The organism is Ideonella sp. A 288 (assembly GCF_002198735.1).
Lineage (GTDB): Bacteria > Pseudomonadota > Gammaproteobacteria > Burkholderiales > Burkholderiaceae_C > Pseudaquabacterium.
In genome coordinates, this window is record NZ_MWLO01000086.1 from 16,963 (window position 1) to 29,426 (window position 12,464).

General features: G+C 70.6%; 9 protein-coding genes. 4 read left to right on the top strand and 5 right to left on the bottom strand.

The window, feature by feature from the left end; translation table 11 throughout:
* Nucleotides 1-128 precede the first annotated feature (128 nt).
* On the top strand, nt 129-1,097 hold the full coding sequence (locus tag EOINJALH_RS07485; RefSeq protein WP_088279724.1) for a 2,3,4,5-tetrahydropyridine-2,6-dicarboxylate N-succinyltransferase: 969 nt from the start codon (nt 129-131) through the stop codon (nt 1,095-1,097).
* A complete protein-coding gene (locus EOINJALH_RS07490; protein ID WP_144289908.1) occupies nt 1,094-1,981 on the top strand; it encodes a DMT family transporter in 888 nt (295 codons plus the stop codon). Before EOINJALH_RS07485 ends, EOINJALH_RS07490 begins: the two co-directional genes overlap by 4 nt.
* Nucleotides 1,982-2,054: 73 nt before the next feature.
* On the opposite strand, the gene argC is transcribed toward EOINJALH_RS07490, so the two are convergent.
* Complete coding sequence (gene argC / locus EOINJALH_RS07495) at nt 2,055-2,978, bottom strand: N-acetyl-gamma-glutamyl-phosphate reductase (RefSeq protein WP_088279726.1); 924 nt, start codon at nt 2,976-2,978, stop codon at nt 2,055-2,057.
* A 121-nt stretch (nt 2,979-3,099) separates the two neighbouring features.
* Here argC and EOINJALH_RS07500 point away from each other — a divergent pair, with 121 nt between their 5' ends.
* Nucleotides 3,100-3,984 (top strand): LysR family transcriptional regulator, encoded by an 885-nt coding sequence (locus EOINJALH_RS07500; protein WP_088279733.1) that lies wholly within the window; start codon nt 3,100-3,102, stop codon nt 3,982-3,984.
* Between the two features lie 273 nt (nt 3,985-4,257).
* On the opposite strand, the gene EOINJALH_RS07505 is transcribed toward EOINJALH_RS07500, so the two are convergent.
* From EOINJALH_RS07505 to dnaE, 3 genes are all read right to left on the bottom strand, one after another.
* On the bottom strand, nt 4,258-6,795 hold the full coding sequence (locus EOINJALH_RS07505; RefSeq protein ID WP_158219679.1) for a bifunctional diguanylate cyclase/phosphodiesterase: 2,538 nt from the start codon (nt 6,793-6,795) through the stop codon (nt 4,258-4,260).
* A 461-nt stretch (nt 6,796-7,256) separates the two neighbouring features.
* Complete coding sequence (locus EOINJALH_RS07510) at nt 7,257-7,793, bottom strand: hypothetical protein (protein ID WP_088279728.1); 537 nt, start codon at nt 7,791-7,793, stop codon at nt 7,257-7,259.
* Nucleotides 7,794-7,945: 152 nt separating this feature from the next.
* Complete coding sequence (gene dnaE, locus EOINJALH_RS07515; RefSeq protein WP_088279729.1) at nt 7,946-11,446, bottom strand: DNA polymerase III subunit alpha; 3,501 nt, start codon at nt 11,444-11,446, stop codon at nt 7,946-7,948.
* A 275-nt stretch (nt 11,447-11,721) separates the two neighbouring features.
* Between dnaE and EOINJALH_RS07520 the strand changes: the two genes are divergently transcribed.
* Nucleotides 11,722-12,042: a hypothetical protein gene (locus EOINJALH_RS07520; protein ID WP_144289910.1), complete on the top strand. Its 321-nt coding sequence runs from the start codon at nt 11,722-11,724 to the stop codon at nt 12,040-12,042.
* A gap of 51 nt (nt 12,043-12,093) precedes the next feature.
* On the opposite strand, the gene EOINJALH_RS31615 is transcribed toward EOINJALH_RS07520, so the two are convergent.
* Nucleotides 12,094-12,258, bottom strand: coding sequence for a hypothetical protein (locus EOINJALH_RS31615; protein ID WP_158219680.1), 165 nt, complete (start codon nt 12,256-12,258; stop codon nt 12,094-12,096).
* Between the last annotated feature and the right edge of the window lie 206 nt (nt 12,259-12,464).

A 12,464-nucleotide genomic window follows, 5' to 3' on the forward strand; every position in this document is an offset into this window, starting at 1 on the left:
CTGGGCGGCCCAGCGGCCGCCCGACCCCGCCCCGGCGTCGCGGCTCGGCCACGCCGCCAACGAAGGGCCCCTGCGGCATCATGCGTCAGGGGCCTTTCTGCGTCTGGCACCGTTATGCTGCACACCGCATGGCCCATCCCATCCGCAAGCCCACCGACGACAGCGTCCCCGCCGGCCTTGACCTGCCGGTGGACGCCGCCCCTCACCCCGATGCGCTGAGCGCGCCGCCCCGCGGCGTCGACCGCGCGCCTAGGGTGAGGCACCGCACCGGGGCCCGCTCGGCCCGCTTCGCGCGCCATGCGGCCACCGTCGAGGCCGCGTGGGCATCGCGCGACACCTGCCTGGCCGACCCTGACCTCGTCGAGGTGATCGACGAGGTGATCGCCGCGCTCGACGACGGCACGCTGCGCGCGGCCGACCGCCGCAGCACCGGCCGCTGGGTGGCGCACCAGTGGGTGCTGCAGGCCGTGGTGCTGTCGTTCGGCATCCGCCCCAGCCAGGTGCTGCGCGCCGGCGACATGGCCTTCTTCGACCACCCGGGCAAGTTCGAGGGCATGGATCAGGCCGCCTGGCAGGCCGCGCGGTGGCGCGTGCTGGCCCCCACCGCGGTCAAGCGCGGCTGCTACCTGGGGCAGCGGGTCTTCCTGCTGCCGAGCTTCGTCAACACTGGCGCGTTCATCGACGACGACACGATGATCGACGGCTTCGCCAACATCGGCACCTGCGCGCAGATCGGTAAGCGCGTGCACATCAGCACCTGCGTGGGCATCGGCGGCATCGCCGAGCCGATGCAGTCGCGGCCCGTCATCATCGAGGACGACTGCTTCGTCGGCGCCAACTCATCGGTGGTCGAAGGCATGGTCATCGAGCAGGGCGCGGTCATCGGCATGGGCGTGCACCTGGGCCAGAGCACCAAGATCCTCGACCGCGCCACCGGCCGCATCAGCTACGGCCGCGTGCCGGCCGGCGCGGTGGTGGTGCCGGGCGCGCTGCCCAGCGCGGACGGCACCCACAGCACGGCCTGCGCCGTGATCGTCAAGCGGGTCGATGCCGCGACGCGGGCCAAGGTCGGCATCAACGCCCTGCTGCGTTCGTGACGCGCGTCGCGCCAGTGCCCAGCGGCCCGCGCGCGATGCTGGCCGCCACGGTGCTGTTCGCGGCCATGGCGGTCTTCATCAAGCAGGCCGCGTCGCACTACAGCGTGGGCGAGATCGTGTTCTACCGCAGCCTGGTCACGGCGCTGGTGGCCGGCGGCGCCGCCCGGCTGGCGGGCCAGGGCCTGCGGTCGACACAGATCGGGGCGCACCTGGCGCAGGCCCTGGTGGGCGCGGCCGCGCTCGGCCTGTACTTCTTCTCGGTCACCCGGCTGCCGCTGGCCACTGCGGTGACGCTGAACTACATGTCGTCGATCTGGCTCACCCTGCTGCTGGTGATCGGCGCCGCCGCGGCCCGTGGATCGGGGGTGGGGGCCGGGTCACTGGCGGCGGTGCTGGCCGGCTTCGCTGGCGTGGTGCTGGTGCTCAAGCCGACGATCGAATCGGGGCAGATGCCAGCCGCGCTGTGCGGCCTGCTGTCGGGCCTGCTGGCCGCCGTGGGCTACCTGCAGGTGGCCCGGCTGTCGAGCGTGGGCGAGCCGACGCAGCGGGTGGTCTTCTGGTTCTCGGTGGCGGCGATGGTGGTGGGCGCGGCCCTGGCCAGCGGCAGCGGCTGGCACGGCCACACAGTGCCCGGCGTGATGCTGCTGGCGGCGGTGGGCCTGCTGGGTGCCGGCGGCCAGTTGCTGTTGACGCGCGCCTACGGCACCGGCGACCAGGTGGTGTCGGCCAGCCTGCAGTACGTGGGTGTGGTGCATGCGCTGGTGCTGGGCGCGGTGGTCTTCGGCGATGAGCTGTCGGCGTCCAGCCTGCTCGGCATCGCCACGATCGTCGGCGCGGCGCTGGCCTGCGTGTCGTTGCGCGCGCGCGACGCCAGGAGGGGCTGAGTCGTCGCCGGGCTGGCACCGCCGCCGGCCTCGATCAGGCCGCCAGCACGGCGCGCTCCAGGCGCGGCCCCACCTACAGCCCGAGCATCAGGGCGAGGTTCTGCACCGCCGCGCCTGCGGCGCCCTTGCCCAGGTTGTCGAACACCGCGGCCAGCAGCACCTGGCCCGTGCGTTCCTGCGAGAACACCGCCAGTCGCAGGCGGTTGCTGCCGTTCAGCGCCTGGGGGTCGAGCCGCTGCGCCTCGGCGTCCTCGGCCAGTGCCTGCACCTCGATGAAGGCCTGCCCGGCATAGCGCGCCAGAAGCGCGGCATGAAGTGTCGCGGCCGTCACGCCCGCGGGCAGCAGGCGCAGGTGCAGCGCGATCGTCAACACGATGCCTTGTCGATAGTGGCCATAGGCCGGCACGAACACCGGCGCGTGCGCCAGGCCGGCATGGTGCTGGATCTCGGGCACATGCTTGTGGTTCAGCCCCAGGCCATAGACCTGGAACGGCAGGGCGCGGGCCACGCCGGCACCTTCATGGTCCTCGAGCCCGGCCCGGCCGCGACCCGAATAGCCCGACACCGCGTGGATGACCAGCGGATGGTCGGCCGGCACCAGGCCGGCGTCGACCAAGGGCCTGAGCAAGGCCAGCGCCCCCGTGGGGTAGCAGCCGGGATTGCTGACGCGCCGGGCAGCGGCGATGCGCTCGGCCTGTGCGGCCCCCAGCTCCGGCAGGCCATAGACCCAGCCCGGCGACGTGCGGTGGGCCGAGCTGGCGTCGATCACCCGCACGCCGGGGCGGCGCACCAGGGCCACGGCCTCGCGCGCGGCGTCGTCCGGCAGGCACAGCAGCGCGACGTCGCAGTCGTTCAGCGCCTCGGCACGGTGGGCCGCGCTCTTGCGATGCTCGGCCGGCAGCTGCAGCAGGCGCAGGTCGTCACGCCCCGCCAGCCAATGCCGCACCTCGAGGCCGGTGGTGCCTTGGTCTCCGTCGATGAACACGAGTGGGGTCATGGATCGCTCCGATCTGGTCTCGAAGCGCATGGTGCAGCCACCGGCCCGTGCAGGCCAGTTGAATCTGACAAACTACGGCTTCAGCATTCCTGAACAGCCTCTCGACGACGAAGGTGGTGCCATGCGCGAAATCAACCTCGATCGCCTGCGCACGCTGCTGACGGTCGCCGACCTCGGCTCGTTCGCCGCGGCAGCCAAGGCTCTGCACCTGGCGCCCCCCACGGTGACGCTGCACGTGGCGCAGCTCGAAGCCCGCCTGGGCGCGCGCCTGCTGCACCGCGCGCCGGCCGGCGTCACCGCGACGTCGGCCGGCAGCCTGCTGATCGACAAGGCGCGGCGCCTGCTGGCCGAGGCCGACGACCTGCTGCAGGCCCTGCGAGTCCAGATCGCCGCGCGCGGCGGCCGCGTGCGCCTGGGCGCCTCCACCGGCGCGCTCGCACATCTGCTGCCGCAGGCGCTGGAAGCCCTGGCCAGCCGGCATCCGGAGATCGACGTGCAGGTCGCGGTGATGACCAGCCAGGAGGCCCTGGCCCGACTGGCGGCCGGCAGCCTGGACATCGGCATCGTGGCGCTGCCACAGCCGGCGCTGCGCGGCCTGCGCATCACGGCCTGGCGCCGGGATCCGGTGCGGGCGTTCATCCCGGCCCGGTGGGAGCCGCCGCGGCAGGTGACACCCGCCTGGCTCGCCGCCAGGCCCCTGATCGCCAACGACCGTGGCACCCGGCTCTCGCGCCAGACCGCGGAATGGTTTGCCGCGGCCGGCGAGCGGCCGCAGGCGCGCATCGAGTTGAACTACAACGATGCGATGAAGAGTCTGGTGGCGGCAGGCTACGGCGCCGCGCTGCTGCCGCACGAGGCGGGCGCGCCGCCGCCGGACAGTCGCATCGCCATGCGACCGCTCAAGCCCTCGCTGTCGCGGGCGCTGGGCATCGCCCATCGGGCCAGGCCGGACGACGACGCGACGGAAGTGACCCTTCGGGCTTTGCGGGAGATGCGGGTCAGTTGACGCAATCGGGAGGGCAGCCGCCGGGAGCCTGCGGCGGGTCCTCTGGATCGGAGAACTGTGATTGCAACGTCGGTGCGGAGGACTCGGGTGGGCCACCGCCGGGCATTGGTCGACGGCAGGCCTGAGGCAGGTCAACCCGGGAACTTGGCTCGGCTGCCCGGGCGTGCTCTCGAGACCGGCTGAGAGCAACGCCCGAACTGCGGCCGCGAACGAGCGATCGTCGCGGCGACCGTGCGCAGGCGGTAGCCCGTCGCATGCACCTGCGCGACGTGTTCACGCGCGAGGGCCCGAGTCGGCATGATCCGCAGTGGATTCGGCGGCGGCGAGCAGATCGTCCACCCGGTCCGCGCACAACGGATGCGACAGCAGATAGCCCTGCCCCTCGTGAACGCCGAGTTGCCGCAGCATCGCCAGTTGGTCCTCCGTCTCGATGCCTTCGGCGATCACCTTGTGTCCCAGCGTGCGCCCCAGCGTCAGCATCGCGCGCACGATCTCCAGGTTCTCCCGGCTCTCGTGCATGGCCATCACGAACGAGCGGTCGATCTTCAGGCTGTCGATCGGCAGCCGTCCCAGGTACGACAGTGATGAGTAGCCAGTGCCGAAGTCGTCGATCGAAAACCGCACCCCACTGGCCCTCAGGCTGGCCATGGTGCGCAGGGCCACATCCAGCCGACCCATCAGCATGGTCTCGGTCAGCTCCAGCGTCAGGCTGCCGGGCACGGCCTGGTGGCGCTGCAGCACCTGCTCGACATGGGGCGCCAGGCTGACGCGGGCGAGGTCGCGGCCGCAGATGTTGACGTGCATGCACAGGTGCTGCCGGCCCGGACTGTCCCGCTTCCAGCGCGCCAGCTGAGCCATCGCGTGGTCGATGATCCAGTCGGTCAGCGCCTCGATGTGGCCCGATTCCTCGGCCAGCGCGATGAACACGGCCGGGCTGATGGCGCCACGCTGCGGATGCACCCAGCGTGCGAGGGCCTCGAAACCGCTGAGCCGGTAGGGCTCGAGCTGGTAGATCGGCTGGAAGTGCACGCTCAGCTGACCATCGCCGATGGCGCGCCGCAGGTCGGTTTCGAGCGAGAGCTTCTCGGCCACCTTGCGATGCATGGATCTGTCGAAGCGCACGACACGGCCGCGGCCTGCCGCTTTGGCCTCGTACATCGCCAGGTCGGCGTCACGCATGATCTCTTCGGCCGTTCGGTCGCCGAGGTCACTGAAGGTGACGCCGACGCTCACACCCGGAATGACCTCGGTGCCCAGCAGGTGCGTCGGACGGCTCAGTTCGTCGAGCACGCGATGGGCCAGCTGCAGGGTGATCTCCGGTTCACCCACCGTTTCGACCAGGGCCGCGAATTCGTCGCCGCCCAGGCGCGCCACCAGGTTGAAGGGGTGCACACTGGCACGCAGCCGGGCCGCGACTTCACGCAGCAGCTCGTTGCCGGCGCCATGGCCGAGGCTGTCGTTGACCAGCTTGAAGCGGTCGAGGTCCAGGTACAACACGGCGAACCGCTGCCCGGGGTCGAGCCGGGCTCGTTCCACCGCCGCCTCCAGCATTTCATGGAAGCAGTGGCGGTTGGCCAGGCCGGTCAGGTCGTCGTGATAGGCGATGTGGTTGAGGCGGCTCTCGGCGACGTGGCGTGACGTGATGTCATGCAACTGGTAGATCAGGCACTGCCCGCCGCCGTCCGGGTCCTCGTACTGGCTGCAGTGAACGGCCACCCAGATGTCCTGGCCATCGCCGCGCCTGACCTGCATCTCCATCGAGAAGGCATCGTCCTGCGACACCCGTGCGGCCTGGGCCCGCCGCCGCATCAGTGGCGCATCCGGGGCGTCCAGCAGCTGTTCAAAGGGCAGGCCGAGCACTGCGCCAGGCTCCAGCTTCAGCAAGGCGACCAGCGCGTCGTTGGCCTGCAGGATGTGGCCGTCGGGCTTGACGATGACCATGCCGATGGCCGCATGGCTGAAGGCTGCGGCAAAGCGCTGGTGGCTGAGCGTGGCTTCGTGCTGCGCCTGGGCCAACTGGGCCTCCTGGCGCAGGCGTTCGGATTCCTGCCGCTGCACGGCGCTGCGCAGCAGCAGCAGGATGACGATCGCCGACAAGGCCGTGACCACCAGCGTGGTGGCGCCAAAACGCTGCGCCTGCAGATGCACCAGCCCGGCGATCAGCGCCGACGCCACGTAGATGGCCGCCATCCAGCTCGCGTCGGCCAGCCATCGCAGGGGCGCCTGCGGTTGGTCGTACCTGAGCGCCGTCATGCTCATCAGCGGCAGCAGCGACAGCGCGAAGGGCAGCAGCGCCACCAGGGCCAGCGCCGCCATGGTCGCCGATTCCGCACCGAGCCCGTACCGGGCCAGCGCGGCCTTGACGACCTCGAAGGCCCATGCGCAGACCGCCATCGCGGCCAGCGCCGCCGCCGTGGTGGCGAGGCGGGTACTCAGTCGCTTGTTGTAGCGCACGGTGCCGGCCAGGGCGTCTGTGCCGGACGCGAGCACGGCTGCCGCCGGCCCGAGGGTGGCGAGCACGCCGAACACGAACACGTCGCCGATGCTCAGCGAATACTCCGAGCGCGGCAGCTTGATCGACAGACTGGAGGCCAGCGCCACCAGTCCCAGCGCCAGCGCCAAGGACCAGGCCTCCGTCTTCGACATCGAGACCAGGTTCCATGACGCCCAACCCAGTGCAGCGGCGCCGGCACCGGTGATGGCCAGCCAGGCTGCCCGCGCCCGCGGCGGATAGTCGAACAGGACCCGGCGCGCGAACGCCTGCCACAGCGACGTGGCGCGCGCGTCGACGGTCAATGGCTTCGACATCATGGGGGCATCCGGGCGCTGACGCGGGCATTGCTGCCCGCTAGAGCGCGGCATGGGCTACCTTGACGGAATCGACCATACGGGGTCCGACTTGAGCGTCGTGCACTTCCGGGCTCGAGCCGGACAGGACTTCTGGCCGCCTTCCGGCGCCAGCGGTCGGCGTCGGCTCGCGCCTGATGACACCCGATGCAGTGTAGGGCCGTCTACACGCTCAGCGGGGTCCTTGGATTCGGCTGAGTGCGAGGCCTTTTGATGCTCGACTGCAACCCCCGAATGCGTCCTTCGCAGCAGCGGCCTCCGGGCGACCCCGGGCGACCCCGGGTGATCCGGGCGATGCGGCGCGCAAGCTCGGCGCCGTGGTTCTCTGGCACCGCCGGACCCCCACGGCCCGGGCAAGGTGCCCGGTTCAGGGGGCGCCGCTGTGTCCGTCGATCGATCAGTGCACGACAGCCGGGCGCAACGCCCTAGTCGTGCCCGCGCCCGTGGCCTCGGCCATTGCCGCGGTCGTCGTGGCCGCGGTCGCCACGGCCACGCCTGTGGTCGTCGCCTCGGTCGTGGTCGCGGCCCCGGCCGGGGTGCGGCTGGTAGGACGGCGCGGGCGCATACACCGGCATGGGCCGGGGCGGCGGCGGGGCGGCCACGTAGGTGACGCGCCGCGGTGCGGGTGCCACGTGCTGTCGGTACCAGCGGTCCTGCACGAACATCACCGGCATGCCGCAGGCGTCGTAGCGAGCACAGTGGTGTCGCCAGTTGCGGCGGTGGCCGGGCGGCACCCACAGGTACACCGGCTCCATCGGCTGGGCCACCACCATGCGCGGCTGCTGGATGATGACCGGCTGCGCCACCACCACCGTCGGCTGCGGGAAGCGGCCGATGTCGATGCGGCCGTAGACGCCAGGCTGGCTGATGCCGATGGACACCCCCACATCGGTGGCCTGGGCGGCGCCAGCCGCGGCGAGGAGCAGACCGACCGTGAGGCCGGTCGCCAGGTGCTTGTGCATTGCAGTTCCTTGTTCGTCGGCCCCGGGGGGCCTGTCCCATGACAACGGCTGCAGTGTGGCCCGCGTTGTCGACGCGAACGTGAGCAAGCGTAAGCCGCAGCAACATCTGCCGGGCCGACGGCGGCGTGCGGGGTGGCCGAAACGGCCCGCGGCTACTCGTAGACGACGCTCGCCTGGCCCTCGTGCGCCAGCGCCTTGCAGCGCGCCAGCGCCTCGTCACAGGGCCAGAAGCGGCCCTCGTCGCCCAGGTCGAGCTCGGCCTTGGCGGTGGGTCGCACCACCTGCAGCCGCAGGCCCAGGCCCTGCACCAGTTCGCCCTGGTCGGTGGCCTCGCGGCGGGCCGGCCAGGTGCGCACCAGGTCCATCAGCGCCGGCACGCCGCCGTTGACGGCCAGCGCCAGGTGGCGGCCGAAGCGGGCGCGGGCGCCGGGCAGGTCCCACAGCTGGGTGACGTTCAGGCGCAGGCCGCCCGAGAAGCGGTCGGGCTGCACCTTGCCCTGCACGACGACCAGTTCGTCCTCCTTCAGCCGTTCCTTGTGCAGCTCGATCAGCTCGTCGTTGGCCACCGCCTCGATGGTCTCGCTGCGGTCGTCGAGCTTGAAGATGGCCACGCGGCCACGCTGGCCGTTGACGAAGCGCAGGTCGCTCACGATGCCTGCCAGCAGCTGCGGCTCGCGGCTGTCCACCAGGTCGCCGATGCGCCGCTTGCAGAAGCGCCGCACCTCGGTCTCGTTCTGCTCGAACAGGTGGCCCGACAGGTAGAAGCCGATGGCCGTCTTCTCGAGCAGCAGGCGCTCGCGCACGCCCCAGGGTTCGGCATGCTGCAGCGGCGGCTCCTGCGTCGACGAGCCGTGGCTGTCGCCGTCGTCGAACAGCCCCCCCTGCGAGGCATTGACCACCTGCGTGTCGGCCCAGTCGAAGCCCAGGCCCACGCTGGCCACCAGGCTGGCGCGGTCGGCATGCATCGCGTCGAAGGCACCGGCCTTGATCAGCGCCTCGACCACGCGCTTGTTGACGCGCTTGCGGTCGACGCGGGCGCAGAAGTCGAAGAAGCTGTGGAACAGGCCTCCCGCCTCGCGTGCCTCGACGATGGCCTCGATGGCGCCCTGCCCCGTGCCCTTGACGGCCCCCAGGCCGTAGCGCACCAGCCGATCGGTCACCGGCTCGAAACGGTAACGACCACGGTTGACGTCCGGCGGCTCGAATGTGATGTTGAACAGCTTGGCATCGTTCAACAACACCTTGAGCTTGTCGGTGTCGTCCATCTCGATGGTCATGTTCGCGGCGTAGAACTCGGCCGTGAAATGCACCTTGAGCCAGGCGGTGTGGTACGCCAGCAGCGAGTACGCGGCGGCATGGCTCTTGTTGAAGCCGTAGCCCGCGAACTTCTCCATCAGGTCGAAGACCTCGTCGGCCACCTGCGCCGAGATGTTCTTCTCGGCCGCACCCTTGCGAAAGATCTCGCGGTGCTGGGCCATCTCCTCGGCCTTCTTCTTGCCCATCGCGCGGCGCAGCAGGTCGGCGCCACCGAGCGAATAACCGCCCAGCACCTGCGCCGTCTGCATCACCTGCTCTTGGTAGACCATGATGCCGTAGGTCTCGGACAGCACGGTGGCCAGCAGCGGGTGCGGGTACTCCACCGGCTCCTTGCCGTGCTTGCGCGCCACGAAGCTGGGGATCAGGTCCATCGGGCCCGGCCGGTACAGCGCGTTCAGCGCGATCAGGTCTTCCAGGCGGCTGGGCTTGGCGTCGCGCAGCATGCCCTGCATGCCGCGCGATTCGAACTGGAACACGCTCTCGGTCAGGCCCTCGGCGAACAGCTTGTAGACGCGCGGATCGTCGAGCGGGATGGTCTCGAAGCTGAAGTGCTCGCGGCCCGGGTGGCGCGCGACGATGAAGTCCTTGGCCAGTTCCAGGATGGTCAGCGTGGCCAGGCCGAGAAAGTCGAACTTGACCAGGCCGATGGCCTCGACGTCGTCCTTGTCGTACTGGCTCACCGCCGAGTCGCTGCCCGGCTGCTGGTACAGCGGGCAGAAGTCGGTGATCTTGCCCGGCGCGATGAGCACGCCACCGGCATGCATGCCGATGTTGCGCACGATGCCTTCCACGCGCGTGGCCAGGCTCAGCAGCTCGGCCACCTCTTCCTCGGCGGCCTCGCGCTGCTCGAGCTCAGGCGCTTCCTTGCGGGCGTAGATGATGCTGTTGTCGGGCTCGTCGGGCACCTTGGCCAGCGTCACCGTCTTGCCCGGTGGCGCCGGGATGAGCTTGGCGATGCTGTCGACATGGCCGTAGCCCATGCCCAGCACCCGGCCCACGTCGCGCAGCGCGGCCTTGGCAGCCATGGTGCCGAAGGTGGCGATCTGGCTCACCGCCTCGCGGCCGTACTTGTCCTTGACGTAGTCGATGACGCGGTCGCGGTTGCCCTGGCAGAAGTCGATGTCGAAGTCGGGCATCGACACCCGCTCGGGGTTCAGGAAGCGCTCGAACAGCAGTTTGTACTGCAGCGGGTCGAGGTCGGTGATCAGCAGCGAGTAGGCCACCAGCGAGCCGGCCCCCGAGCCGCGGCCCGGGCCCACCGGGCAGCCGTTGGCCTTGGCCCATTTGATGAAGTCCGACACGATCAGGAAGTAGCCCGGGAAGCCCATCTTCAGGATCACGCCGATCTCGAACTCCAGCCGCTCGGCATAGGTCGGCCGCTGGCGGTCGCGCTCGGCGGCGTCGGGGTACAGCGTGGCCAGGCGCTGCTCCAGGCCTTCGACGCTGGCCTGGCGGAAGTAGTCGGCCATCGGCATCGGCTGACCATCTACCATGGGCGTTGGGAAATCGGGCAGGTAGTTCTTGCCCATCGCCAGGCTCAGGTTGCAGCGCTGGGCGATGCGCACGGTGTTGGCCACCGCCGACGGCAGGTCGGCAAACAGCGCCTCCATCTGCGCCTGCGTCTTGAAGTACTGCTCGCGCGAGAAGCGCTTGATGCGCTTGGCGTTGCCCAGCGTCTCGCCCTCGGCCACGCACACCCGGGCCTCGTGGGCATCGAAATCGTCCGGTGTGGGGAACTGCACCGGGTGCGTGGCCACCACCGGCAGGCGCAGTTCGGCGGCCAGCGGCACCGCGGCGCGAACGTGCGTCTCGTGGGTGGCCAGGCCGGCGCGCTGCAGTTCGAGGTAGAAGCGCCCCGGGAACAGCGCCGACAGCCGCAGCGCCGCTGCGCGCGCGCGCTCCACGTCGCCGGCCAGCAGCGCCATGCCGACGGTGCCCAGGTCGGCGCCCGACAGCGCCAGCAGCCCGCCGCCCAGTTCGGCCAGCCACTCCCACTTGATCCAGGCCTGCGCGCGCTGCGCGTTGCGGATCCAGCCGCGGGCCAGCAGCTCGCACAGGTTGAGGTAGCCCTGGCGGTCCTGCACCAGCAGCATCAGCCGCGAGGGTTGCTTCTCGGAGCCTTCGGGCTCGACGAAGATGTCCACGCCGATGATCGGCTTGACGCCCTTGCCGCGGCAGGCCTTGTAGAACTTGACCGCGCCGAACAGGTTGGACAGGTCGGTGATGGCCAGCGCCACCTGGCCGTCGGCCCGGGCCGATGCGGCGGCATCGTCGACGCGCAACGTGCCGTCGACGACGGAGTATTCGGTGTGGGTGCGCAGGTGGACGAAGGGCATGGCGGCATTCTAGGCAGCCGCCCCCTCTGGCGCGGGTGGCCGCACAGGGGCCGACGCCCGCGGCGGCGCGGCCCCGCGCGGGGTGCCAGGCATCGCACGGCGCCGGCCACTCGCATCGGGGGGATTCGGGTTTACCCGAATGTCTGTTAGTCTGTCGGCATGAACTGGGCCGGGACATCGCATCCCGGACCGGGCCCATCACGACGGTGCGGTCTGCGCTGCACGAATGCCGGTGACGTCTTCCGGCCAGAGTACGCCCCAACGAGGACCCGCACATGTCGATCGAACTGACGCGAAACACCGCACACCGTCGCCCAAGGGCACCGATGGCCACGATGGCGTTCGTCGCCAAGCCCGCGCTGCAGGCCACCAGCTTCGGCTGGCGCGTGTTGCCCGCAGTGGTCGATGGCACCACCGCCGCGGCCAACGCAGGCCTGGGCCTGCTGCGCCTGCCCTTCGACTCGGCGCGGACCCACTACGCGCACGGCGTGCGCGCTGGCCTCATCGAACGGTCGATGCTGGCCTCGCGCGATTTCGAATGCGCGCTGCATGCGATGGAACAGCTGACCCTGGGACCGCTGGCACGGCGGGTCTGATACCCGCATCGGCGTCGACCGGGCGGACCGCCCGGCAATGGCCGCGGAGGCTCAAGTCATGTGCCGCACCTCACCCGGCACGGCGGCGCGCAGCTCGCCGGGGTGGCCGCCCAGGTTGAGTGGCAGGCTGACGAAGGTGGTCAGCACCACCGGCACGAGCGTGGCGACGACGACCGCGGCGAACTGACGCACGAAGTGGTGGAGTTGGGGGTGCATGGTGGGCCTCCGGGTGGGAGTGGATGAATGCCGTCATCGTGCGGCCCCGGCCTGAAGGAATGCTTAGCGACGCCCCACCCGTCAGGGCATCGCCCACCGCCGGCAAGACCCGTCGACCCACCTTAAGAAAGCCCTAAGACCGGGTCGGCACCATGGCATCACAGGAGAGATGCCATGCCCCACACCACCCCCATCCACCCCATGCT